The following is a 23,344-nucleotide window of genomic DNA, read 5'->3' on the forward strand; positions in this document are numbered from 1 at the left end:
ACGAGGGCACCCCGGCGCCTTGCGATCGCACGCACCGGACCACGCGAGACCCGCCCTCCGGGCGGCCGACGCTACTTCTAAAACACTCCCTAGGCCGCGGACACGACCTGGGGCGGTTCAGACGCCACGGGGCCGGGCGGGATTCCGAGAAGCACGCCCCAGGCCCGTGGGCCCGGACCGCCGGGATCCGCCCCCGGGTCCGGGCCCACGGTCCGCGGTCCGCAGTACCCACAGCAACCACCCACGTCCCGGCCCGGGGCGACAGCGACCGGGCCTCGGGACGACAACGACCGGGGTGTCCGATTGACCATGACCCATACAGCCGCCGCGACCGAGGGCAACGAGGCGGCAGCTCTTCTGGAGTACACCCGATCCCTCGTCGACCCCCATCTGCGGGCGGCGGTCGCCTCGCTGCCCGGATCGATCCGGCGCGTCGCCATGTACCACTTCGGCTGGCAGCACGCCGACGGAAGCCCGGCCGCGGGCGGTGCGGGCAAGGCGATCAGACCCGCGCTCGTGCTGGCCGCCACCAGGGCGCTCGGAGGCGATCCCCGGGACGCCGTGCGGGCGGCCGTCGCCGTCGAGCTGGCCCACAACTTCACCCTGCTGCACGACGACGTCATCGACGAGGACCGGACCCGTCGCCACCGCGCCACGGCCTGGACGGTCTTCGGCATCCCGGACGCCGTCATCGCGGGCGACGCCATGCTGGCCCTCGCCCAGCGGCTGCTCGCCGAGGACGCCCGAGCGGTGTCGTCGAGGGCCTCGGCCCGCCTCTCGACCTGCGTCATCGAGCTGTGCGCGGGCCAGCAGGCCGACTGCGCCTTCGAGGAACGCGGCCCGGACGAGGTCTCGTTGGACGAGTGCCTCACCATGGCCACGGCCAAGACGGGCGCACTGCTCGGCTGCGCCTGCGCGCTGGGTGCGCTCTACGCGGGCGCGGACGAGCGTGGCGTCGGGGCGATGGACGGTTTCGGCCGGGAGGCGGGGCTCGCCTTCCAGCTCATCGACGACCTCATCGGCATCTGGGGTGACCCGGCCCAGACCGGGAAGCCGGTCGGGGCCGATCTCGCCGCCCACAAGAAGTCGTTGCCCGTGGTCGCCGCGCTCACCTCCGGTACCCCGGCGGCCACGGAGCTCGCCGCGCTCTACCGCGGTCCCATGAACACGCCCGGCGAGGTGAGCCGTGCGTCCGACGCCGTCGACCGGGCCGGCGGCCGCGACTGGGCGCAGATCTGCGCCGCCGACCGGATGGCCCGAGCCGTGCACCATCTGTCCCGCGCCGTGCCCGATCTGTCCGCGGCGGGCGATCTCCTGGCCCTGGCGGAGTTCGTCACCCGTCGGACGCACTGAACGAAGGAGCACGGCGGAGGTACTCGGCGCGAAGGGGCGCGGAGCGCGAAACGAAGGGGCGTGGAGCGAAAGGGCGTGGAGCGAGAGGGTGTGGAGCGAGAGGGTGTGGAGCGAGAGGGCGTGACGTGGTGCGGTGAGTCGAGTGGGCTGGTGAGCGGGGCCGACGGGGCGGGTCGATGATCGGCCGAGGTCACAGGGCCCGCGCGGGGAAGTGGAGGGCGGCAGGGGGAGTGTCGGAGGCACGGGCTACAGTCCCTGCCCATGACAGATGAGTCGTGGGCAGGGTGGTACCGGGACCGGCAGGGATCCGATGCCGTCATCCTCACCACCGACGGACAGCAACTCCGCCTCCGTATCCGGGGAGTCGACTTCGAGGGCGAAAGCTTCGACGGTCTGCGCCCCGTGGCGGGCACGCCGGACCAGGGTGAGACGTTCACCCTGGCGGACGGCGTGCTCAACGACTGCGTCCTGGAATGGGACCTGCCGTTCCCGGTCACCGCGGACGGGGTGGCCCAACAGGCGAGGCTGAGCTGCCTGCTGTCCCTGCGCAGGCCGGACCCGTACCTCTACCTGGAGCTGCAGTTCGGCGGAGCGGGCTTCCGCTCCCACCGGGCCGAGAGCGACTTCGGCTCCGCGCTGGCCACCATCCAGCGGGTTCTGCCGCCCGGGGTCCGGCTCCAGACCTGTATCGCCTGCGCCTTCTCGGACTACTTCCCGGCGCCCGGCCGAGGTCTCTCCGGCGGTCTCGCCTGCTTTCGGGGCGCCAAGGAGGCCTACCGCGGCGCGGACGGCCAGGGCGATGTCCTCGATCTCTGGGACCGGCGCAGCGGTTTCGTCCAGGAGACCTGGAGCTGCCCGGAGTTCGAGCCCAGGCCGGCGGCGGGCGCGGGCACCGGCCACCGCGGCGCGTTCCCCCTCGAACTGGCCTGACCGGCCCGCCGCTTACACCGAATCGCCCCTCACACCGGCCCGCCCCTCACGCCGACCCGTCACCAAGCCCGCCTGACAGCGCGTCACCGTCAGGCGGGCTCCGCATTGCCTCACCTTCATTGTTCTACTAGCATGCAAACAATGGAGGTTTCGATGAACCGTAGGAATGCCGGCCGTGTGGCCCTTGCCGCGCTGCCGTTCGTGCTCGCTCCCGCCGCCGACCTCATCCTTTTCGCCACCCGCCGCGACCGGCTTCCCGCGCAGCTGGCCAGCCACTTCGTGGGTAACGGCCAAGTGGACGACCATGCGAGCCAGGGCTCGTACATCGCGATCGTCGCCGTTCTGTTCATCGGGATCGGCGTCCTGTGGACGCTGATGGCGGTCGCGGGGAAGTTCACCGGCCGCTCGTACCGGAGGCTCGTCGCCAGTGGCTATGCCGTCGCCGGAGGCCTCGGCTACCTGATGGCGGTCGTCATGCTCATCAACGTGGATGCCGCCGAGGACGCGCAGGGCCGCGCGCAGGGTGTCTCGTTCCCGATGTGGCACATGGCCGTGGCCCTGGGGGTCGCCGCGCTCACCTTCGGGCTCGGTCTGCTGCTCGCCGCCCTCCTCCCCGTGGAGGAGGCGCCCGCCGGTGACGCGCCGGCCGGTGGCGCCGAACGGATCGCGCTGGCCCACGGGGAGGTCGCGGGGTGGGCGCGCAGTGCCGGGACCTGGTGGCTTCCCCCGGTCGCGCTCGTCGTACTCGGAGGCGGGATCGCCCTGCTGTTCACTGCCGGCTGGGTCTCGGCGCTTCCGGCTCTCCTCGTGGGTGTGCTCCTCGTCTGCTTCGCCCGTCCGTACGTCACAGTGGACCGGCGCGGCATCACGGTCTCCGGGCTGCTGCCGTGGCCGCGCATACGGGTCCCGCTCGACAGGATCGAGGAGGCGAGCAGCCGTGACATCAAGGCCCTGGCCGAGTACGGGGGCTGGGGCTACCGGCTCACCCCCGGTCGTACCGGAATCATGATCCGTTCCGGTGAGGGAATCGTGGTACGGCTCTCCGGCGGACGGGACTTCGCGGTGACCGTCGACGACTCGGCGACCGCTGCCGCGCTTCTCAACACGCTGGTCGATCAGCGTCGAACGGAAAATTGACCGTGCTCTTCCGGGTCGACCCCACCTCCACCGTGCCGCTCGGCGACCAGATCGCGGCCTGCGTACGCCGTGCCGTCGCGGACGGGGCGGTGGGCCCGGGTGAGCGGCTGCCCGCCGCCCGCGTCCTCGCTGAATCGCTGGGCGTCAATGTGCACACGGCGCTGCGCGGCTACCAGCGGCTGCGCGAGGAAGGGCTGATCGAACTGCGCCGGGGGCGCGGTGCGATGGTCGCCGCGGGCGCCTCCCCGCATCGCGCCAGGCTGCTGGAGCGGGTACGCGACATGGTCGGCGACGCGCGTGAACTCGGGATGACGGAGGACGAGCTGCTGGCCCTCGTCCGTACCGAACTGAACAGCTGACACGAACTGAGCGAACGCGACAAGGCCTCAGCGAAGGCGAGGAGGGCTCAGCGAACGCGACAAGGCCTCAGCGAACGCGCGAAGGGCTCAGCGAACGCGAGCAAGGCTGACCGGACGCGCGAAGGGCCACCTCGTCTTGCGAGGTGGCCCCGGTCGGCGCAGAGGTCAGGAACCGCTGCGGGCGAGCGCGGCCGCGAAGCCGTTCTGCCACAGGTAGTTCACCTGGTTGCGCTCATTGGTGTCCGGATACGGGTTGGTGCAGGACGGGCCGGGACCGCCGCCCGACATCAGCTCGCTGCACGGGCCCGAGTAGTGGTCCGGCAGGCCGAGCACGTGCCCGGTCTCGTGGGTCGTGACGCGGGTCGAGTCGTACTGCTGGTTCTGCGCGTAGTCGAGGAAGATGTAGCCGTTGCCGTGCATGTCGGTGCTGGCGTACGAGCCGCTCGGGTCGTTGCCCTCGTAGTAGGTGAAGTCCGCGTTGGACCCCTCCTGCAGCCGGACGTTGGAGACCGAGCTGTTCCAGATCTGCGCGCTGTTGGCTATCTGGGTGCGGAAGGACGGTGCGTTGGTGGTGCTGTACACGATGGTGACCGACTTGATGCCCGGGTGCGCGGCACGCTTCTCGGCCACCGACTTGGTGACCGCGTCGAAGAACGCCTCGTTGGCGGCGGCGCTCTCGTGCGATCCGGAGTGGGCGGCGTAAGCGACGTGGGGGGCCGGGGCGGAAGAGGCAGGTGCCGGGGCGGCGGTGGCGAGCGCGGGTGCGGTTCCCAGCGCGGCGGCGAGGCCGAAGCCGAGGCCGACCACGGCCGACATGACGGTCCTGGGGTGTCTCATGGGGGGTCTCCTACCAGTTACCTGTCCGAGGAACCCGTCCGATGATCGGACTCGGACGGGGGCGGTACGGAGAGAGTGTCGGTGAAGCGGAGCCCCGGCGGATGATGCCAACCGGCGATAGCACCGCCCTATCACCCCGCTGTCGCTCATGGGCGGATACGGGATGACACGTGAGGGCACAAGCGGTGGCCGGCATTCCGACGCACGCTGAATTGCGGGCGTTTGATGGGGTTGGGGTGTCTGGTGCGGCACGGTCCGCCGCCCTACTCTCAGCGGTATGGAGCTTGAGGTGAGGCACCTCAGGGCGCTGTGCGCCATCGCCGACACCGGCAGCCTGCACCGGGCGGCCCGCAGGCTGGGCGTGAGCCAGCCCTCGCTCACCACGCAGCTGCGCCGGATCGAGAACTCCCTTGGCGCCGAGCTGTTCAGCCGCGGACGCACCGGCTGCCGCCCCACCCTCCTCGGCCACGCCGTCCTGAGCCGGGCCCGTCCGCTCGTCGACGGCATGCGGGCCCTGGTCACCGACGCGAAGGCGGAGGCGGAGGCGGCCCGAGCCGGCGGCCCCCGGCTGCGGATCGGCTGCACCGCCAGCCGGGTCATCGGCGGCTGGCTGCGCAGGCTGCGCGTCCGGCTGCCCGGCACGGACATCTCGCTGCGGGTCGACGTGTCGGCCCACGCACTGCTGCGCGCGGTCGAGGCGGGCCGGCTCGACGTCGCCTTCGTGCACGAGGTGGAGGGCTGTCCGCTGTACGTGCCGGACGGTCTGGTGCAGCGGGTGCTCCTGGACCGCGAACCGCAGTTCATCTCGATGGCCCGCGACCACCCGGCCGCCGCCCTGCCCGTCGTCGACCTGAGCGACCTGGCCGCCGACCGGTGGATGGTCGACCCCACGGTGGACGGCGAGTGGGACGGCCTGCGCCGCGTGTTCGGCGCGGCCGGTGTTGCGCCGACCGTGCTGCACGGCGACTACCTCACCGCCGCCTCCCTCGTCGTCCTGGGCGAGGCGGTCGCCCCCTGCCAGCCGACCTCGGGCCCGCGCGACGACATGGCGATCCGCCCGCTGCGCGACGACCCGCTCGCCGTGCGTCTGCTGCTGGTCTCCCGTCCGGGCGCCGACATGGCGGTGGTGTACGGGGAGCTGGAGGACGCGTACCGGGAGGCGGCCCGGCAGGCCGACGGCTACCACCAGTGGCTGCTGCGCAACCGGAGTCCGCTCGCCCGTTCCTCCTGAGCGCGGACCGGGCCGACTCGATTCTGCCCGGAACGTGGTCAGTCCGGCCCGGAACGAGGCCGGTTCAGCTCGGAGCGAGGTCGGTTCAGCTCAGCGCGAGGCGGGTTCAGCTCGGAGCGAGGTCGGTTCCGGTCCGGGGCGCGGGGAGGCAGAGTCGCCGTCATGAGGCTTCTGATGCTGGGTGGTACCGAATTCGTCGGCCGGGCCGTCACCGAGGACGCCCTGGCGCGCGGCTGGGGGGTCACGGTGTTCCACCGCGGCCACCACAGACCGCCGCCCGGCGTGGCCGAACTGCTGGGCGACCGCACCGCCGAGGGCGGTCTGGCAGCCCTCGAAGCCGCCGGGGGGCCGGAGGACGGCACGTACACCTGGGATCTGGTCGTCGACACCTGGAGCGGCGCCCCCTCGGCCGTACGGGACGCGGCCCGGCTGCTGTCGAGCCGCGCCCGGCGGTACGCGTACGTCTCCAGCCGTTCCGTCTACGCCTACCCGGCCCCGGCCGGTCTGGCCGAGGACGGTCCGCTGGTGGACGGCGCCTCACCGGACGCCGGCGGCGACGTCTCGTACGCCCTGGCCAAACGCGGTGGTGAACTGGCCGCAGTGGAGGCGTTCGGTGACCGGGCGCTGCTCGTCCGCGCGGGACTGATCATCGGCCCCTGGGAGAACATCGGCCGGCTGCCCTGGTGGCTGACGCGGATCGCCCGCGGCGGGCCCGTACTGGCCCCCGGGACACCCGGTCTGCCCCTTCAGTACATCGATGCCCGCGATCTCGCCGGATGGGTGCTCGACGCCGCCGGGAGCGGACTGCACGGACCGTACAACCTGGTCAGCCGACCGGGGCACGCCACGATGGGGGAGCTGCTCGACGCCTGTGTGCGTGCCACTGGTTCCGGTGCCGAGCTGCGCTGGACCGACACCGGGACGATTCTCGCGGCCGGTGTGGAGCCCTGGACCGATCTGCCGGTCTGGCTGCCGCCGGGGGAGCTGTACGACAGCCTGCACCAGGGCGATGTGAGCCGGGCGTACGCCACCGGGCTGCACTGCCGGCCGGTCCGGGAGACGGTCGCCGACACCTGGGCGTGGCTGTGCGAACGGGGCGGCGGCGCACCGCAGCGGCCCGACCGGCCCGCGGTCGGCCTCGATCCGCAGACCGAGGCGAAGCTGCTGGCGGGGTGACGGGGCCGCTGTGCGAGCACCCCCGGCCCGCCACCCGATACCCGATACCCGCCACCCCAAACGCACTGTCCGGGACTGGCTCGAACGGCCGACCGGTCGGCGAAAGAGGGCCGTTCGCCCGGCGTGGCACAGCTGATGAACACTCAATAAACCTGCATATTGCGCTGTATGGGAACAAAAGCGCGCAGAAGCGGTAAATATCACCGCGTGGCGGTGACGGTGGTCGCGGCGGCGGCCATGGTGGGGGCCATCGCGCCCACCGCGGCCGCCGACCCGCTGCCAGGCGGTCTCGGTCCGTGCCTCGGGGACGACTGCCCCGCGGTCTGGCAGGACCCGAACAACATGCCCGTCACCCATCACGACAGCAACATCAACGTCTATGTCGGTGGCGACTACCTGGTCAGGGAGGCCGCCGCGGAGGCGGAGGGGAAGATCGTCACCCTCGGCCGGTTCGACATGAGCAAGCGGGCGGGCGCCTCGCAGATCTACAACGTCGGCGTCGCCGGAGTGGGGTCACGGGTGCCGCCGCCCGACGGCTCCGACTACCTGACGGTGGGCGGCGATCTGAGCATCGCCGCCGGGGAGCGGCTGCTCGCCGAGGAAGGGCTCAACCACGGTGTGGTGCGCTACGCCCAAAACCTCACCGGGACGGTGATCCCGTCCGCGGTCCACGAGGCCGGTGCGACCGCCCCGTACACCGCCCTGCGCGACCAGCTGACGGCGGCCAGCCACTGCTACGCGTACGACGACAACGAGGACCACCGCCGCCCGGCGACCGGCACGGTGGAGAGGGACGGCTCCGAGACCCTCTTCACCGGCGACGGCACCTCCGCCCTCCAGGTCTTCGCGCTGGACGCCGATCTGGCCACGGACTCGGGAGGCCCGCAGGGCATCGTCTTCCGCGATGTCCCGGACGGTGCGACCGTGCTGGTCAACGTCTACGGAAGCACCCGCGACATCAATACGTACATGGGCTCGCTGCCTCGGTCCGGGCTCCGCGAGCGGCTGATGTGGAACTTCCCGGACGCCACCGCGATCGGGCTGAAGGGCGCCGGCCAGTTCCAGGGCAGTGTGCTCATCGGGCAGCGGTCCAGCGTGGTGAACCTGACGATGAGCGGCACCAACGGCCGTTTCTACACCGCCGGTTCGCTGACCCACTCGTCGGAGGGCGAGTCGGGCGGCCAGGAGATTCACGCCTACCCGTTCGACGGCCGTCTGCCGGGCTGCGGCGAGGAGCCGTCCCCGACCCCGACGCCCACGGACTCACCCACCCCGACCCCGACGGACACCCCCACCCCCACTCCCACCCCCACCCCCACCCCGACGGACACGCCGGGACCGTCGCCGTCGGAGACGACCCCCGGTCCCGGGCCCACCCCCACCCACTCCTGGCCGCAACGGCCCCACCCGGGAGGCGAACTCCCGAACACGGGTTCGCGCGGCGGTGAATGGGTGATCGGCGGGATCGCGGCGGCGCTGCTGATCGCCGGATCGGCGGCCACGCTGATGGCCCGGAGGACGCGTCGGCGCGGCTAGTTTTGGCTCATGGCCGAACTGCTGCACCTCACCGAAGGCCCGCTGTGGGAGGCGGCCCGCGGGATCGGGACATACGAGATGTCCACCCGCGGCCGCACCCTGCACGAAGAGGGCTTCATCCACTGCTCGCTGCCCCACCAGCTCCCCGGTGTGGCCGAGATGCTGTACGGCGCCGGGAGCCGGGCCGGAGCCGGTGACCAGGACCTGGTGGTGCTCGTCATCGACACCGAGCGGCTCCCCGCGCCCGTGCGGTACGAGTCGGTCACACCCGGCGGCGAGGAATTCCCGCACATCTACGGACCGGTTCCGGTCGACGCGGTCGTGGAAGTGCGCCCCTGGCAGCACAAGGAAGGCGACCCCGTATGACCCCCTCGGACGACACGCACGGACCCGAAGACCTCACGAGCGGCCCCCTCACCGCGGTCACCGGCGCGAGCGGCGCGCTCGGCGGCCGGGTCGCGAAGCGGCTGACCCGGGCCGGAGTTCCCGTCCGGCTCCTGGGCCGCGACCCGTCCCGGCTGCCCGAACTGCCCGGCGCCGACACCGCACCGGCCGCGCCCTACGGCGACGGGGAGGCGATGCGCCGTGCGCTGGCCGGGGCGCACACCCTGTTCCTCGTCTCGGCGCACGAGAGCCCGGACCGGGTGCGCGAGCACATGACCGCCGTGGACGCGGCGACTGCGGCGGGCGTCGAACGGATCGTGTACGTCTCCTTCCTCGGCGCGGCGCCCGACGCGACGTTCACCTTCGCCCGGGACCACTGGGAGACCGAGGCGCACATCCGCGTCTCCGGCGTCCGCCACACCTTCCTGCGCGACAGCTGGTACCTCGCCGGCCTCCCGGCGATGACCGGCACCGACGGCGTGCTGCGCGGGCCGGCCGGGGACGGCCGGGTGGCGGCGGTGGCCCACGAGGACATCGCCGACGCCGCGACCGCGGTCCTGCTGCCCGCCGGCGGCCCCGAGGGCGACGCCGCGCACGACGGGCAGACGTACGACCTGACCGGCCCCGAGGCGTTCACCCTCGCCGAAGCGGCCGACGAGCTGAGCCGGGCCACCGGACGGACCATCACCTACGTGCCGGAGACGCGGGAGGAGGCCTATGCCTCACGGTCCCGGTACGGCGCGCAGGACTGGGAGGTGGCCGGCTGGGTGACGTCGTACGAGGCGATCGCGGCGGGGGAGATGGCCGCCGTCTCGGACGCCGTACCGCGGCTCACCGGCCGGCCGGCCAAGGATCTGGCCACCTACCTCATGGAGCACCCGGACAGCTACCGGCACCTCCTCGGAAGCTGATGCGGACGGAAACTCCCTGGGGCCCCTGGGACCCGCTGTCCCTCGCCGAAACCGCCCGCCTGCTCGCCCCGCTGCGCAGCCCGTGGTGGATCGCGGGCGGGTACGCGGTCGAACTCGCCGTCGGCCGCGCCTACCGCGAACACGGCGACATCGATGTACTCCTGCTGCGCCGCGACCAGCTCGCCGTCCAGCGGATGCTGCCGGGCTGGGAGTGGTGGGCCGCCGATCCGCCGGGCACGCTGCGGCCCTGGAACCCCGGCGAGATCCTGCCGGCGCAGGTCCACGACATCTGGTGCCGGCCGGGCCCGGACGAGCCGTGGCGCGTCCAGTTCATGCTCGACGACGTGGCGGGCGACGACTGGGTGTTCCGGCGCGACCCCAGGATCAGGCTCGCGCTGGACCGGCTGGGAACGGTCTCCGCGGACGGCGTCCCCCATCTCGTGCCGCAGGTGCAGCTCCTGTACAAGTCCAGGTCCCGACGCCCCAAGGACGAGCAGGACTTCGCGGCCGTGCTGCCGGTCCTCGGCGACGACCAGCGCGCCTGGCTGACCGAGACGATCACCCTGGCCGAGGGCGCGGACCACCCCTGGGCGGCCCGGCTGCGGGCGGGCTGAGTCAGCGGGCGCGGACCACCCCTGGGCGGCCCGGCTGCGGGCGGGCTGAGTCAGCTCACGTACGTACCCGCCCTCGCGGCCGCCGCGGCGGCGTCGGCCGCGCGGTCGGCGGCCGCCGCGTCGAGCGGGTCGCCGCTGGCCAGCAGGCGGTAGTAGAGCGGCGCCGACACGGCACGGATCACCTCGTCCGGGTCCGTCCCCGCGGGGAGCTCCCCGCGCTCGACGGCCTCGGTGACGCAGCCGGACCACTCCTTGATCCGGATCGCGTAGAAGCGGTGCAGGGCCCGAGCCGTGCGCTCGTCGCAGGCCGCCGCCGCGATCACGGAGCGGAACAGGGCGCCCTGGCGCGGGTCGGTGAGGGTCTTGAGCACGAGACGGGCGTTGGCCCTGAGGTCCTCGGTCAGCGAGCCGGCCGCCGTGCGCGGGGACGACTGCTCGGCCATGTCGTCGAGCAGATCAGCGATCAGCCCGGTCGGGCTGGACCAGCGGCGGTAGACGGTCGTCTTGCCGACCTCCGCGCGGCGCGCGACATCGGCGAGATCGAGGCGGTCGAAGCCGTGCTCGGCCAGCGCGTCACCCGCCGCGCGCAGGACGGCCTCCCGGACGCGGGCGGTGCGGCCGCCGGGCCGGACCGTACCGGGTTCCCCACCCTCAGAACCCTCAGACGTCATAACGGGTCTCCAGTTCCATTACTGCACTCTCCTCTGCTACGGTCGCCCCATCTTAACGGAACTATAGAACCGTTAAAGCCTCCGTCCGAGGAAGGGCGACCATGTCCGCACCCAACCAGACCCCGTCACGCGCCACCGGAAGCGCCCCGGCCACCGCGGGTCCACCGTCGCACGCACCCCGTATGACCGGCCGGCAGAAGATGACCGGCCGGCAGAGGCTCGTCCTCGCGCTCCTCCTCGGCGCCCAGTTCATGATCGCGGTGGACTTCTCGATCCTGAACGTCGCGCTGCCCGTCGTCGGCGAGGGGCTCGGCTTCGCCCTCCCGGACCTCCAGTGGATCGCCACCGCGTTCGCCCTGGCGGCCGCCGGGTTCACGCTGCTCTTCGGCCGCGTCGCGGACCTCGTCGGGCGCAAGCGCGTCTTCGTGGGCGGCATGGTCGTCCTCGGGCTCTCCTCGGCGCTGGGCGGCCTGGCGACCTCTCCCGAGGTGCTGCTCACCGCCCGCGTCCTCCAGGGCCTCGCCACCGCTGCCGTCACCCCGGCCGGACTCGCCCTGCTGACCACGGCGTTCAAGGAGGGCCCGCTGCGCGAACGCGCCCTGGGCCTCAACGGGGCCCTGATGTCCGCCGGGTTCACGGCGGGCGCGATCCTCGGCGGGCTGCTCACCGATCTGCTCTCCTGGCGCTGGGCCTTCTTCGTCAACGTGCCCGTCGCCGCCCTCGTCGTTGCCCTGGCCCCGTCCGTCATCACCGACTCACGCCCGGCCGTACGGCCCCGGCTCGACGTACCCGGAGCCGCGACCGTCACCGGCGGACTGCTGCTCCTGGTCTACGGACTCACGCAGGCCGGCGCGAGCGGCTGGACCACACCCGCCACCCTGGCCGCACTGCTCGCCGGTGCCGCGCTGCTCACCGGCTTCTGGTTCGTCGAGAAGCGGAGTGCCGCGCCGCTCGTCCCCGTACACATCCTCAAGCGCCGCAGCGTCATCTGGGGCAACGCCACCGGCCTGATCGCCTTCGTCACCGAGACCTCCCTGGTCTTCCTGCTGACGCTCTACCTCCAGGAAGTGCTCGGCTACTCGCCCCTCGCCACCGGCCTCGCGTTCGGCGTCCTCGGCATCGGCACGGTCATCGGCGGCACCCTCGGAGGCCGTACGGTCGGCCGCTTCGGCAACCGGACGGCCATCGTCGCCGGCGGCATCGTCCAGGCCGCCGCCACCCTCTCCCTGGTCGCGCTCGGCACCTCCGGGGCGTGGATCTGGCTGCTGCTGGCGGCCACGTTCATCGGCGGCATCGGCAACATGCTGATGATCGTCGGCTTCATGGTCACCGCGACCTCCGGGCTGCCCGACGAGGAACAGGGCCTGGCCACCGGCCTCGCCACCATGACCCAGCAGGTCGGCATCACGCTGGGCATCCCGGTGATGAGCGCCGTGGTCACCGCCCGGATGTCGGGCCTGGGTGACAACGGCCCGCAGGCCGTCCTGTCGGGCGTCTCGCTCGCGATCCTGGTCAACTCCGCGCTGGTCCTGGCCGGCGCCCTGCTGGCGGGTGCCTTCCTGGGGCCCCGGCGCAAGGGGAGCGGCGCGTGAGGCGTGGGGCGTGAGGTCCGGCGTGCGCCGGGGCGGGGCACCGGCCCCGCCCCGGCGCACGCCGGAGGACCGCTCAGGCGTGCGCGTCGCCCGGGTACGTGACTTCGTACGCCGCCCGGAAGAGGGCGGTGACGTCCTGGCCACTGAGACCTTCGGCCTGCGCCTGGCGCATCCACTCCGACAGCGCGTTGCGCAGGGGGGACTCGGGGCCCGCCAGCGGCTGAGCGAGGGAACGGGTGATGAAGGTGCCGGCTCCCTGGCGGACCTCGGCCAGGCCCGCGCGCTCCAGCTCGCGGTAGGCCTTGAGCGTCGTGTTCGGGTTGACCTTGGTCGTCGCGGCGACCTGCGCGGCCGTGGGCAGCCGGTCGCCCTCCTCCAGCGCGCCCATCCGCAGGGCCTGTTCGACCTGGTGGACGATCTGAAGATACGTTGCGACTCCGCTGCGCCGGTCGATGCGGAAAACGACCACGGACTTCATCCCTTCCGCTCGATGCCGACACTTTACGTAGAACGGGGTCCCGATCCCTACAGGGGGCGCCGGGAGACCCGCCACAGGGTGAACGCCGTCAGCAGGGCCGTACCGGCGAGCAGGATGCCCGCGCCGGTCCACTGCATGGCCGCCATCTGGTCGTAGCCGAAGTACTCCATCACGTTGTTGATGATCCCCTTCTCCTTGAGGCACGCGTCCGCGGCCTTCTCGGTGGCCTCGGCGCAGGAGCCCCAGCCGTAGAGGTGTCCGTCGGCGCTGCCGATCCAGCGGTCCAACTCGTACGACTCGGAGAGCCGGGCCGGGATGTCCTGGTCGAGGGGGTAGGAGACCATGCGGGACGCGGCCAGGTGCTCGCGGATCTCGCCCCAGGCGACCTGGACGAAGACGGCGAAGACGAAGGTCACCACCATGGAGGCCAGCAGACGGCGCACCAGCACGCCGATGGTGATGCCCGCCGCGGTGAGGAAGACACAGAGCGCCGGCAGCATGGGGCCGGTGTTGTCGAAGATGCTCCCTTCCAGCCAGGTGGTCTGGAACACCGAGTGATAGGGCTTCCACCACAGGGTGAAGCACAGCGAGAGCACCGCCCCGGCCAGCAGGGCGACCGAGAGGCCCCAGGCGCACTTCGTGGCGAGCCAGCGCCCGCGCGTCACGGACTGGGTGGTGGCCAGCTGGGCGGTGCCGTTCTCCTGGTCGGCCGCGATCAGCGGGGCGCCCAGGAAAACGGCGAGAACGACCGGGATCGCGTTCAGCAGGGTGGAGAGATAGTCGTACTGCCGCCCCAGGAGCTGTTGCGGGGCCTCCTTCTCGGGCCAGCCCACCTTGTCGAGCGTCTGGGTCATGTCGGCGTGCTGGTACAGGATCCAGGCGGCGGCGACCACCACCAGGGCGAGGACGCCGAGCAGTGTGGCGCGGTGCTGGCGCACGAAGAGCCAGTTCAGCCCGCGCAGCATCCGGGGCCTGGCTGATCGTTCGGTGCGGGGTTCGGTCAGGGTGGTGCTCATGCGGTCCTGGTCCCTTCGGCCTCGATACGGGCGCCGGGTGTGTACAGCGCGGGTGCGTCCGGCGAGCGCAGATGGGCGAGCAGCACTTCCTCCAGGCTGGGTTCGGTGATCTGCCAGTCACCGCGCAGCGGGCCGTTCGGCCGCACCATCGCCTGGAACTGGCGGCCCTGGATCCGGCTCTCGATCAGCGTGTGCGGACCGAGCGCCGCGGGCAGCGTCCCCTCCTCGGTCACCCCTGTGACCAGGGCGTGGGCCGGAACGAGCGCGTCGGCGTCACCGGCCATCCTGATCCGGCCTCCGGCGATGACCAGCAGGTAGTCGCACATGTCCTCCAGCTCGGTGAGCATGTGCGAGGACATCACCACGGTGGTGCCGCGCTCGACGGCCTCCGCCATCAGCAGCGTGCTCATCTCGTGGCGGGCCAGCGGGTCGAGATCGGACATCGGCTCGTCGAGCAGCAACAGATCGGGCCGCTTGCCGAAGGCCAACGCGAAGGCCACGCGGGTGCGCTGACCGCCGGAGAGCGTGCCGACCCGTGCGTGCATGGGTACGTCGCCCGAGCGGACGATCCGCTCGGCGGCCGCCATGTCCCAGCCGGGGTTGAGCTCGCTGCCCATGCGCAGCGTCTCCGCCACGGTGAACCGCTTGAACAGGGGCTTGTCCTGTCCGAGGAAGGCGAACCGGGGCATCACCGCGGGGTCGTTCACCGGTATGCCGAAGACGTGGAGTTCACCCTCGGTCGGCTCCACCTGCTTGGTGGCCATGCCGAGCAGGGTGCTCTTGCCCGCGCCGTTGGGTCCGACGAGACCACAGATCCTTCCGGCCGGCAGCCGGAAGGAGCAGTCCCGCAGCGCCCAGCCGCGCCGGTAACGCTTGCTCAGACCGCGGGCTTCCAGCGCCCACGCGCCCGAAGTCCTGTCCGGGGTGCTCGTGTGTGCCACGCGCCTCGCCTCAATTCAATTAGTCAACTAATGGAATCATGGTGTCCTGGCCGAGCGAGTGTCAAGCGAGGCAGCCTGAACGGCCTGTGAACGAACGACAGAGAGGCCCGACCGCTCGATGCGGTCGGGCCTCTCTGATTCCTGCGCTGACCTGCTGTCCAGCCCGGGGCTGAACGGCGGGTCGATCAGGCCTTCTTGGTCTCCTAGTAATGGGCCAGGTCGGTGACCTGCGGGGATTTTCCCTGCGGGCTGCTGACCTGGCCTTTTGCTGTTGGCTGGCGATGGGGTGCGACGGTCGTGATCGGGTGTCCTGCGGACTGTGTGCGGACTGGGGACCTTGAACTGCTGCCGCAGATACGGCTACTCGAGTGTCTCCGCACAGCGGGCTGATGTGCCTGCCGCGCCTGGCAATCCGCACTGGTACCCCCAGCGGATTGCTCTGCGTAGCTATGCTGGCCAGGGCTTGGCTGGCGGGGTCGGGTTGGCCGCCAGCCCGATGCGGGACGGGGGGAGCCCCATGCAGCAGTTGTACGTCGTTGGCCTTGAGGTGACGCTCGCGGATGGCTGCAGTGCGCCGTCGGCTTTCGAGCGGCTTATGGCGCATATGGAACAGCATGTCTCACCAGTTGCGAGTGGTGTGTCCACTGCGGAGCTCATGTCTGGCAAAGGGGAGGTCGTTATCCCCGGCTACGGGCAAGGGCGGCCTGACCAACATGTAAGTTGGCTCCCCGTCACTGTTGCCGATGGGGTTCGCGCGCTTCGAATGGATATAGGGCAGGATCTTCCTAAAGGTGGGAGATTCCTGTGCCAGTTGACGGCCTCCGAGTACGGTGGAACGACTGGTTTCCGAGTCGTAATGGGGCGCGAGAGTGGCGGCCTACTTGCCCCTGCGACGGTGGAAGAACTTCGGCCACCCCGATCGCTCAATTCGGTCATGCAGGATTCTGGCCTTAGGTGTGCTGACGGATTAGACGTCATCACAGCCAGGGAGAATTCAACGCTGACGTCCCAGCTTCCATCTGTTCGCGATCACCTCTTTTCGCCCGGGCGGCGTCTACCCGTCCTCCTTATTTCCTCGATTCGTACAGTGGGGCCGCCGGCAGTGTTTGCGCGTAAGGCCGCGCGGCGTCTGGCTGGCCTTGCTCATGTCGTGGTCGTCTCTGGCTGGCTAGCGTTTGACTCATTCAATGCTGGTCTTGAGCGAAACCTGCTGCCTCGTGACGGCGCACGGCTGTACTGGCCTACTGTCGAAGCGAGAGCTCCCTGGTGGGGGTCGGCGGATCTCTACGGCGATCACGATGCTCTCTTGGGTAAGCTCACTCGGCTTCTTGCCCCTCTTAGCGTCGTTGCTCGCGGTCGAGACCGCTTGTGGGACGCGGTTCGCTCGGCCGAGACCGATGCCCTCCTGGATGACCTTGCTGGCACCGAGAGTGAACAGATCGACCTGCTGAAAGATAAGCTGGAGGAAGAAAGAGGGCATCTGGTTCAGCTTCTTGAACAAAACGAGTTGCTGGAAAATCAGGTCGCCCGCCTGGAGATTGAGTCGGCCAACCTCACCGCTCAGCTTGAGATGGCGACGTTGCCGACCGTTACGGAGCCTACAGATGTGCGGCGGCAGCCCATCGCAAATCCGGGTGATTTCTCCGCAGATTGGGATCGTTGGACGGAGGAGTCTGAAGGGGTGCTTGTATTTACACCCCACGCGAAGGATCAATGGGGTAAGTGTGAATATCCCTATCCTGAGCGAATGAGGGAGGCGCTGGATACGCTATCTGATCTCGCTCGAGAATGGAGAAAGCAGCGAGGTAAGCTGGGGACCTCGCTTGTATCCTGGATCGGTGACAGGACTCCATTGGTGTATGCGCCACAGGATGAGGCGCTATGCAGAAAGAAGTTGCACGAATTTAAGTTCGAGCGAACGAAGTCATGGGATCGGCAGCCCCACATCAAGCTCGATGATTACACAACCCCTGATCGGGTTGGGAGAATCTACTTTGCCATTGACGGTGACAAATACCGATGGATTGTCGACCATGTTGGGCTGAAGCTCTACGGTCTCTAAGCTTGACGTTTATGCAGCTCTGCTGCCTGCGGTGGCTTCCGCGAAGTTTGGTTTGTCCTGTTTCCTGACGGGGTGCTCGCGTGCGCGGCGCTTGTTCTGCGTCCCGATTGGCTGGCCGGGGCCCGCGACGCTGGATTTCGGTGCGCTGGCCGGCTGAGGTGTTTTCCCGTGGAGGCGGCGAAATCCTCGACGGACGCGCGCGGGTGTGAGGCGCCCCTGACGGGCGGGCCGTTCCCAGGGATTGCGGAGGTCTTCTTCGAGGGGCCGGGCAAGGCGGAGTTGAGTGTGGGCTGCGATGACGAGCCAGGTCCAGCGGTCGGCGGCGGCCGGCTCGCGGAGTTTGGGAGCGGTCCACCCCAACGTCTGCTTGAGCATTCTGAAGGTGTGTTCAAGGTCGAATCTGCGCAGGAATGTTCGCCAGAGCCGGTCCACGTCGTCTGCCGTTGCGGCGGTGCCCGACCACCACAGCCAGACCGGCCTGGGGTCGTGGTCTCCACGGAGATGGTCGACCTGAAGACGGACGACGGTGCCTTCGATGACCGGCAGCTCTCCTTCGGGGTGGCCGACCCAGGCCGAGCGCCGAACCAGTAGCGGGTGCAGGCGATCCCAGGCACTGGCGATGGCCTTCCCGTAGTGGGTGGTGTCGGGCACCGTGGTGACCGACGGGACAGGCTGAGTGGCCGCGGCCTCGAACGCGAACTCAGCCCCGCGCTTGGGCTTGCGCCCGCGATTGGCCGGTGGCTGCGGCGGAGGCGGGAAGTACAGGACGCGGTCCGAACGCATCCTGCCCAGCAGCTCCACGGGCAGGTCCGCAAGCAGGAAAGCCAGACGGGTCACGTCATAGCCGGCATCAAGGACGACCAGGACAGGCGGGTCACCGACCTGCCACTGGCCTGTCACATACAGCCGCTGCAACACGTCCCGGACCTTGGCGGCGGTGACGGCGATCGCGTCGTCCCAGGGACACAGCCGGACCACGTCCAGCAGGGCAGTCCACGACGTCCGCCCCTGCTCCAGAGCGGCAACGAAGGAGCAGGGCCACCCGGGGATCATCTGGGCCGAGCCCCTGCCACGACCGTACGTGTGGCAGAACATCCGGTCCGGGCTGGTATTCGCATCAGGCCGCGACCAGGTGCTCACGTCGACCGCCAGGACCAACCGCCCCTCCGATGTGCGGGGAAGCGGCAGCCCTGCCAGCGTTCTGCGCAGCCGTGCCACATCCAGATCTCCGTGGTTCAGGCCGCCGTACAAGGCGCCATGCCCGCGCCGGTGCTCGGGCTCCAACGACAGCTCGACCAACGTCCTCACCGGACCATCCGCGCACAGCAGGGCATCACTCAGCTCGAACAGCGCATCGCGCCGCCCGGTCAGACAGGCATAGAGCCCCATCCGGAAGCCCGACAGTTCGGCAAACGCATCCCGCGGGGCGCCGTGGTGCAGCAGACTCATAGCGACGGCCTTCCTGTTGATCCCATGCGTCTGTGACGGAGCACAGGATCAAGCGAAGGCCGCTCTTACGTCCGGAACTTAGGCAAAATCATCAGCAAGTTCGAGACCGGTGTTCGACGGCAGACCATAAACGTCAAGCCTAGAGGAACAGAGCATTGAGGGATCACCGGTTACACGGACGTGCAGTCGGATAGCCTCAGTAGCCCTACGGCTGGGGGAAGGGGGGCGGAAGAGCCCAGTTGAGATGTGACCGCCCAAGATGATATCGAACGCTTGAACGATATTCCTGGCGGCGGACTTCGCCCGAACTTATCGACGCACGCAGCAGTGAGCAACTAGACAACTGATCAACCTGCTAGAAGTTAATTCAGAGGGACGGACGCCGGGGGTTCGGATGCATATTAAATCCTTTCGAGTTGAGAATTTCCGCCGGCTAAAGAACGTCCGAGTGGACCTCGATAAAAAAACGACAATCTTCGTTGGCGCAAACAATAGCGGCAAAACCTCCGCGACTCACGTATTTCAACGATTCCTGGACCCCAAGGTTCGCTTCCAGATTTACGACTTCACAGCTGACTGCTGGGATGTATTTAATAGCTTCGACCCCGCCGAGGGTAACGCAGAGACGGATCTTCCCAAGATCTACTTTGATCTTTGGTTCGAGGTCGACGACGAAAATATGCATCGCGTGGTCGATCTATTGCCAGGTCTCGACTGGAACGGGGAACCCGTGGGCCTGCGTATGGTCTATGCACCGAGAGACCCCTCCACCTTGATGGCGAACTACCTGAAGTCAAGGAATGACAGAAGGTTGCCCGTCACGATCCCTGCCGGCGCCTATCAACCATGGCCTTTGAACCTCACCGACTACCTCACCAAGCGACTGACGAATGAGTACGAGATTAAGTACTTTGTACTGGACGCACGGAAGTGCGATACCCAACTTATGCCTGAAGTAGGGTATGACCCCTTCTACCTTGGGACGAATGCCTCTGGGGCCGGCGCCCTGGTTAGCGCGCTCCTCAAAGTCGACTTCCTAAACGCTCAGCGGCATCTAACGGACGCGGAATCGCACGGTCGAGCGGAAGACCTATCTCGACGTCTTAGTAGGTACTATCAACGCAATTTGCAGAAATTTGAAACTGACCTCGATGCACTTAGCGCTATCGCTAACTCAGAGTCAGCTCTCAACGAACATTTTGCCCAAGCCTTTGGTTCAATCCTAAAGAGCATTGAACATCTCGGGTACCCCGGGGCTAACAACGCAGGCCTCGTAGTCAAAGCCTCTTTCAATGTGCAAAACATGCTCAGCACAAGTGCACGCGTTCACTACATGCTCCCTACCGCGAATGGGACTACACCTTCTGATGCATCGCAGGTCCTGCCGGATCAGTACAACGGCCTGGGATTTAAGAACCTAATCTACATGGCTGTTGAGATCCTAGATTTCCACCACGCCTGGGAAGAGACAGAGGGGCAGCGTCCACCCGTACATCTCATTATGATCGAGGAACCGGAAGCCCACCTTCACGCTCAGCTCCAACAGGTATTTATTCGGAGAGTGTTCGAACTCCTACCTGAACCCAAACCAGGGTTCCATACCCAAATGGTTGTCACTACTCACTCGTCACATATCTTGTACGAGAGCAGCTTTCAGCCGATTCGCTATTTCTGCCGGGATAGGAGTGGACAGGCAGTACATCGCAGCGAGGTCAAGAACCTTTCAATCTTCTATAACGGCGAACAAAAGGCGACTCGCGATTTCCTGCAGCAATATTTGAAGCTCACTCATTGTGACCTGTTCTTCGCCGATGCTGCCGTTTTGGTCGAAGGGAACGTTGAGCGACTATTGTTGCCCCTGATCATTGAGCGCAAATTCCCCGCATTGAAGGCGTGCCATCTCACTATCCTGGAAGTCGGTGGGGCGTTTGCGCACAAGTTTCAGGAGCTGCTGGAATTTCTAGACATTACAACTCTGGATATCACTGATCTTGATAGCAGTGAGCCAAAGGAACAGCAAGGATCCGAGAAGAACGACTCCAATGGAGGACATGCGTGTAGGACTACTGTGCCTCGTGCCGTCACATCAAACGAGACCCTCGCGCGCTGGTTTCCAAAGCTGACCACGATTGAGGAATTGCTAAACCTGCCGGACAGCGAGAAAGTTGTGCAATGCGATGGAGGGGGCAGCGGCAACATTCGCGTCACCTACCAGACTCGTCGGCTTGCCGCTTGGGGGGCCGACGCGATTGAGTTGGCCGGACGGACTCTCGAAGAGGCTTTTGCCTTAGAAAATTTGGCTTGGACGCAGGATCCGTCAAAAAAATCAATCGGCCTGTCCATCCCGAAATCAAGTCAGATGACTCTTGACGAACTACATGACGCGCTCTTCAAACGGGTTCGGAATCTCGATAAAACAAGGTTTGCCCTTGGCCTAATCGCGGAGCAAGACACTGCGTGGAGGCCGCCGCAGTACATCATGGACGGGTTGGAATGGCTTCGCGAGCATCTGCTCCCTCAGTCTCTGCAAGCCTCAACTGAGGGTAAGGACAAAGAATGAGATCGAGAATTTCGGCGCCTGATACGCCTGCAGACATCACGTTGCGTCGCCTCCTGGACGGAGACCAACGTCAGTCCTTCGTCGTGGTTGCCGGCGCCGGTTCGGGTAAAACTACCTCCCTGGTGAAGGCGCTCGATCATGCAGCGACACGCCACGGCCCTCGTCTACGAGCACGAACCCAACAGGTCGCCTGCATTACCTATACCGAAGTGGCGGCTAAGGAAATCCATGCAGATGTGGGCAACAGCCCTCTGGTCTCCGTATCCACCATTCACAGTTACCTATGGACCCTCGTCAGGCCGTTCCAAAAGGATATAGGTCAATGGGTCGGCCGTCACATTGAGGACGCGATGGGAGAGATCAAGGAGAAGCAGCAAAAATACACTTCGCGCACCCGTCCAACAACCATCGCGAAGGATGCCTCTGACCTAAACAAGCTCGGCATCCAGCTTCAAATGACCCAAGAGGTTGCACGGTACTCCTACGGCATTGGGAGCGACTACGCAAAGGGAATCCTTGGGCACGAGGATATTGTCACGATGGTTCCCAATCTAATTCTTGACAACGCTCTCCTCCGGCGAATCATTGCCAGCAAGTACCCTTTTATTTTTGTCGACGAAAGCCAGGATACCTTTCCCAAGGTCGTCGAGGCGCTCAAAGCTGTCGATGCCCAAGCCCAAGGAGCCATCTGCCTCGGTTTCTTTGGGGACCCCATGCAAAACATTTTTCAGCGTGGAGTAGGGGTGATTTCTCAAGAGGCCGGGTGGGAACGCGTTGAGAAACCGGAAAACTTCCGTAGTTCGAAAAAGGTTCTGAGCGTTATCAATCAGGTGCGCTCTGAGGCTGACGGCATTGTTCAGGTGACCGGACGCTCTCTCGAAGATGGAAAAAACGGAGAGTCCTTTTTCTTCGTGCTTCCTGCGGATGATCGACGGAGCGAACAACTGGACGACGTGCGCACCTGGCTAGGGCAGCACAGTGATGCTGGCAGCTGGGCCGCGAACTCGGCTGAAGATGGCTCGGGCGCGAAGATACTCATGATCGTTCACCGCATGGTGGCAAACCGTATGGGTTTCGCACATCTTTACGCTGCTTTCCACGACAGTGGCTCAAGTAGCTTGAAGCAGACTTTCGACGAGGGAAGCGCCTGGCCACTTCGACCGTTCGAGGAAGTGATTCTTCCGATTTGTGAGGCTGACAGCGTTGACTCTCCAGCAGTAATTGCCGCCCTCCGTAAACACGGGGGTGTTTTCAATGCGGACACACCAGAGCAGGATGTTAAGAAAAAATTAGCTCTTGCGCGTGACGCGGTATCAGACCTTCGCAAGGTTGTTTCGGAGGGCGGTTCAAGCTCTACCGGAAAGGCGCTGACGCTAGCTGTAACCGCCGGGCTAGTTGCACCTGACCCGCGGCTCTCCTTCTACCTAGAGCCCGAGGGGCCGCACCGCGATATTGTGCTGACATCGGAAACAAGGGAGGCTTTGGGCGCTTTCACGAGATGTGACGTAGATGAGATCTCAGCTTACTTCAAATATATTCGACAAGAATCGCCCTACTCCACGCAACATGGAACCAAGGGAGCGGAATTTTCCAAGGTCATAGTTGTGCTGGATGACGAAGAGGGTAAATATCAACTTTACTCGTATGAGAAGCTTTTTGGGATCAAGGAACTATCGGAGACCGATAAGCGAAACATTGCCGCGGGTAAGGAATCAGTTCTGGAACGGACTAGGCGACTTCTCTATGTTTGCGTATCGCGTGCAATCGACTCACTCGCTGTTGTCGTATTTGCGAAGAACACGACCGAAGCCAAGTTGGCCATTGAAAAATCCAACATTACGGCTGGCGGAAGAGTCCTGACCGAGGCAGACCTTGCACACCTGTAGTTACCTGCTTAATTAGACAGAAATCTTTCCTACTCTAGAGTCCTCTCGATTTTCTATCTTGGCACGGCTCTCAAGGAAGTCCCGCATCCGAAAGATGACGTCGCACTGTGCTCGCCTGGCCTGGACGTACGGCGCATAACCATGAGGGGGGCCAGCAAGCGGCCGCTGAAGCGGCGCTCGCGGTCACCCCGGCAACGTCGCCTGGTGGCCGCCGTCCGCCA

At 67.1% G+C, this 23,344-nt stretch carries 20 protein-coding genes; 14 read left to right on the forward strand and 6 right to left on the reverse strand.

Annotated features, from left to right (window positions below; translation table 11 throughout):
- Nucleotides 1–309 precede the first annotated feature (309 nt).
- The 4 genes from ACZ6S6_RS15355 to ACZ6S6_RS15370 all read left to right on the forward strand — a co-directional run bounded on the left by ACZ6S6_RS15355 (nucleotide 310) and on the right by ACZ6S6_RS15370 (nucleotide 3,779).
- Nucleotides 310–1,353, forward strand: a complete 1,044-nt coding sequence (locus ACZ6S6_RS15355) for a family 2 encapsulin nanocompartment cargo protein polyprenyl transferase (RefSeq protein WP_469705947.1) — start codon at nucleotides 310–312, stop codon at nucleotides 1,351–1,353.
- 261 nt (nucleotides 1,354–1,614) lie between these two features.
- Nucleotides 1,615–2,283 (forward strand): DUF6304 family protein, encoded by a 669-nt coding sequence (locus ACZ6S6_RS15360; protein WP_362967357.1) that lies wholly within the window; start codon nucleotides 1,615–1,617, stop codon nucleotides 2,281–2,283.
- A 153-nt stretch (nucleotides 2,284–2,436) separates the two neighbouring features.
- Nucleotides 2,437–3,420 carry a DUF1648 domain-containing protein gene (locus ACZ6S6_RS15365; protein WP_362967359.1) on the forward strand — a complete coding sequence of 328 codons (984 nt, stop codon included), beginning with the start codon at nucleotides 2,437–2,439 and terminating at the stop codon, nucleotides 3,418–3,420.
- 2 nt (nucleotides 3,421–3,422) lie between these two features.
- Entirely contained in the window at nucleotides 3,423–3,779 is a 357-nt protein-coding gene (locus ACZ6S6_RS15370) for a GntR family transcriptional regulator (RefSeq protein ID WP_469706090.1), read from the forward strand.
- 165 nt (nucleotides 3,780–3,944) lie between these two features.
- On the opposite strand, the gene snpA is transcribed toward ACZ6S6_RS15370, so the two are convergent.
- Nucleotides 3,945–4,616 (reverse strand): snapalysin, encoded by a 672-nt coding sequence (gene snpA / locus ACZ6S6_RS15375; protein WP_362967361.1) that lies wholly within the window; start codon nucleotides 4,614–4,616, stop codon nucleotides 3,945–3,947.
- A gap of 277 nt (nucleotides 4,617–4,893) precedes the next feature.
- Here snpA and ACZ6S6_RS15380 point away from each other — a divergent pair, with 277 nt between their 5' ends.
- The 6 genes from ACZ6S6_RS15380 to ACZ6S6_RS15405 all read left to right on the forward strand — a co-directional run bounded on the left by ACZ6S6_RS15380 (nucleotide 4,894) and on the right by ACZ6S6_RS15405 (nucleotide 10,468).
- Nucleotides 4,894–5,847 carry a LysR family transcriptional regulator gene (locus ACZ6S6_RS15380; RefSeq protein WP_362967364.1) on the forward strand — a complete coding sequence of 318 codons (954 nt, stop codon included), beginning with the start codon at nucleotides 4,894–4,896 and terminating at the stop codon, nucleotides 5,845–5,847.
- 162 nt (nucleotides 5,848–6,009) lie between these two features.
- Nucleotides 6,010–7,023, forward strand: a complete 1,014-nt coding sequence (locus ACZ6S6_RS15385) for an NAD-dependent epimerase/dehydratase family protein (RefSeq protein ID WP_469705948.1) — start codon at nucleotides 6,010–6,012, stop codon at nucleotides 7,021–7,023.
- 207 nt (nucleotides 7,024–7,230) lie between these two features.
- On the forward strand, nucleotides 7,231–8,559 hold the full coding sequence (locus ACZ6S6_RS15390; protein WP_469705949.1) for a choice-of-anchor A family protein: 1,329 nt from the start codon (nucleotides 7,231–7,233) through the stop codon (nucleotides 8,557–8,559).
- 9 nt (nucleotides 8,560–8,568) lie between these two features.
- Nucleotides 8,569–8,925, forward strand: a complete 357-nt coding sequence (locus ACZ6S6_RS15395; protein ID WP_362967371.1) for a DUF952 domain-containing protein — start codon at nucleotides 8,569–8,571, stop codon at nucleotides 8,923–8,925.
- A complete protein-coding gene (locus ACZ6S6_RS15400; RefSeq protein WP_469705950.1) occupies nucleotides 8,922–9,854 on the forward strand; it encodes an SDR family oxidoreductase in 933 nt (310 codons plus the stop codon). The genes ACZ6S6_RS15395 and ACZ6S6_RS15400 overlap by 4 nt, the downstream gene beginning before the upstream one ends.
- Entirely contained in the window at nucleotides 9,854–10,468 is a 615-nt protein-coding gene (locus ACZ6S6_RS15405; RefSeq protein ID WP_362967375.1) for a nucleotidyltransferase domain-containing protein, read from the forward strand. The genes ACZ6S6_RS15400 and ACZ6S6_RS15405 overlap by 1 nt, the downstream gene beginning before the upstream one ends.
- A gap of 50 nt (nucleotides 10,469–10,518) precedes the next feature.
- Here ACZ6S6_RS15405 and ACZ6S6_RS15410 read toward each other — a convergent pair whose 3' ends face one another.
- Complete coding sequence (locus tag ACZ6S6_RS15410) at nucleotides 10,519–11,139, reverse strand: TetR/AcrR family transcriptional regulator (RefSeq protein WP_362967377.1); 621 nt, start codon at nucleotides 11,137–11,139, stop codon at nucleotides 10,519–10,521.
- A gap of 101 nt (nucleotides 11,140–11,240) precedes the next feature.
- Here ACZ6S6_RS15410 and ACZ6S6_RS15415 point away from each other — a divergent pair, with 101 nt between their 5' ends.
- The gene (locus ACZ6S6_RS15415) at nucleotides 11,241–12,731 is read left to right on the forward strand and encodes an MFS transporter (protein WP_469705951.1); all 1,491 of its coding nucleotides are present in this window, start codon (nucleotides 11,241–11,243) and stop codon (nucleotides 12,729–12,731) included.
- Between the two features lie 73 nt (nucleotides 12,732–12,804).
- On the opposite strand, the gene ACZ6S6_RS15420 is transcribed toward ACZ6S6_RS15415, so the two are convergent.
- The 3 genes from ACZ6S6_RS15420 to ACZ6S6_RS15430 are packed head-to-tail and all read right to left on the reverse strand — an operon-like array spanning nucleotide 12,805 to nucleotide 15,166.
- Complete coding sequence (locus tag ACZ6S6_RS15420) at nucleotides 12,805–13,209, reverse strand: GntR family transcriptional regulator (RefSeq protein ID WP_362967120.1); 405 nt, start codon at nucleotides 13,207–13,209, stop codon at nucleotides 12,805–12,807.
- A gap of 47 nt (nucleotides 13,210–13,256) precedes the next feature.
- The gene (locus tag ACZ6S6_RS15425; protein ID WP_469705952.1) at nucleotides 13,257–14,225 is read right to left on the reverse strand and encodes an ABC transporter permease subunit; all 969 of its coding nucleotides are present in this window, start codon (nucleotides 14,223–14,225) and stop codon (nucleotides 13,257–13,259) included.
- Nucleotides 14,222–15,166, reverse strand: a complete 945-nt coding sequence (locus ACZ6S6_RS15430) for an ABC transporter ATP-binding protein (RefSeq protein ID WP_362967124.1) — start codon at nucleotides 15,164–15,166, stop codon at nucleotides 14,222–14,224. The genes ACZ6S6_RS15425 and ACZ6S6_RS15430 overlap by 4 nt, the downstream gene beginning before the upstream one ends.
- Before the next feature lie 1,102 nt (nucleotides 15,167–16,268).
- Between ACZ6S6_RS15430 and ACZ6S6_RS15435 the strand changes: the two genes are divergently transcribed.
- Complete coding sequence (locus ACZ6S6_RS15435) at nucleotides 16,269–17,228, forward strand: hypothetical protein (RefSeq protein ID WP_469705953.1); 960 nt, start codon at nucleotides 16,269–16,271, stop codon at nucleotides 17,226–17,228.
- Between the two features lie 9 nt (nucleotides 17,229–17,237).
- Here ACZ6S6_RS15435 and ACZ6S6_RS15440 read toward each other — a convergent pair whose 3' ends face one another.
- A complete protein-coding gene (locus ACZ6S6_RS15440) occupies nucleotides 17,238–18,677 on the reverse strand; it encodes an NF041680 family putative transposase (protein WP_469705954.1) in 1,440 nt (479 codons plus the stop codon).
- Between the two features lie 394 nt (nucleotides 18,678–19,071).
- Here ACZ6S6_RS15440 and ACZ6S6_RS15445 point away from each other — a divergent pair, with 394 nt between their 5' ends.
- Nucleotides 19,072–21,237, forward strand: a complete 2,166-nt coding sequence (locus ACZ6S6_RS15445; RefSeq protein ID WP_469705955.1) for an ATP-dependent nuclease — start codon at nucleotides 19,072–19,074, stop codon at nucleotides 21,235–21,237.
- Nucleotides 21,234–23,123 (forward strand): UvrD-helicase domain-containing protein, encoded by a 1,890-nt coding sequence (locus tag ACZ6S6_RS15450; protein ID WP_469705956.1) that lies wholly within the window; start codon nucleotides 21,234–21,236, stop codon nucleotides 23,121–23,123. Before ACZ6S6_RS15445 ends, ACZ6S6_RS15450 begins: the two co-directional genes overlap by 4 nt.
- Nucleotides 23,124–23,344: the final 221 nt, after the last annotated feature.

Source organism: Streptomyces sp. NPDC048671 (assembly GCF_055587045.1).

Bases quoted from the DNA above. Each gene is read 5' to 3' on its own strand.
- ACZ6S6_RS15405 (WP_362967375.1), top strand. From the start codon at position 9,854: ATGCGGACGGAAACTCCCTGGGGCCCCTGGGACCCGCTGTCCCTCGCC.
- snpA (WP_362967361.1), bottom strand. From the start codon at position 4,616: ATGAGACACCCCAGGACCGTCATGTCGGCCGTGGTCGGCCTCGGCTTC.
- ACZ6S6_RS15360 (WP_362967357.1), top strand. From the start codon at position 1,615: ATGACAGATGAGTCGTGGGCAGGGTGGTACCGGGACCGGCAGGGATCC.
- ACZ6S6_RS15420 (WP_362967120.1), bottom strand. From the start codon at position 13,209: ATGAAGTCCGTGGTCGTTTTCCGCATCGACCGGCGCAGCGGAGTCGCA.
- ACZ6S6_RS15415 (WP_469705951.1), top strand. From the start codon at position 11,241: ATGTCCGCACCCAACCAGACCCCGTCACGCGCCACCGGAAGCGCCCCG.
- ACZ6S6_RS15355 (WP_469705947.1), top strand. From the start codon at position 310: ATGACCCATACAGCCGCCGCGACCGAGGGCAACGAGGCGGCAGCTCTT.
- ACZ6S6_RS15425 (WP_469705952.1), bottom strand. From the start codon at position 14,225: ATGAGCACCACCCTGACCGAACCCCGCACCGAACGATCAGCCAGGCCC.
- ACZ6S6_RS15380 (WP_362967364.1), top strand. From the start codon at position 4,894: ATGGAGCTTGAGGTGAGGCACCTCAGGGCGCTGTGCGCCATCGCCGAC.
- ACZ6S6_RS15440 (WP_469705954.1), bottom strand. From the start codon at position 18,677: ATGAGTCTGCTGCACCACGGCGCCCCGCGGGATGCGTTTGCCGAACTG.
- ACZ6S6_RS15365 (WP_362967359.1), top strand. From the start codon at position 2,437: ATGAACCGTAGGAATGCCGGCCGTGTGGCCCTTGCCGCGCTGCCGTTC.
- ACZ6S6_RS15445 (WP_469705955.1), top strand. From the start codon at position 19,072: ATGCATATTAAATCCTTTCGAGTTGAGAATTTCCGCCGGCTAAAGAAC.
- ACZ6S6_RS15400 (WP_469705950.1), top strand. From the start codon at position 8,922: ATGACCCCCTCGGACGACACGCACGGACCCGAAGACCTCACGAGCGGC.
- ACZ6S6_RS15450 (WP_469705956.1), top strand. From the start codon at position 21,234: ATGAGATCGAGAATTTCGGCGCCTGATACGCCTGCAGACATCACGTTG.
- ACZ6S6_RS15410 (WP_362967377.1), bottom strand. From the start codon at position 11,139: ATGACGTCTGAGGGTTCTGAGGGTGGGGAACCCGGTACGGTCCGGCCC.
- ACZ6S6_RS15385 (WP_469705948.1), top strand. From the start codon at position 6,010: ATGAGGCTTCTGATGCTGGGTGGTACCGAATTCGTCGGCCGGGCCGTC.
- ACZ6S6_RS15395 (WP_362967371.1), top strand. From the start codon at position 8,569: ATGGCCGAACTGCTGCACCTCACCGAAGGCCCGCTGTGGGAGGCGGCC.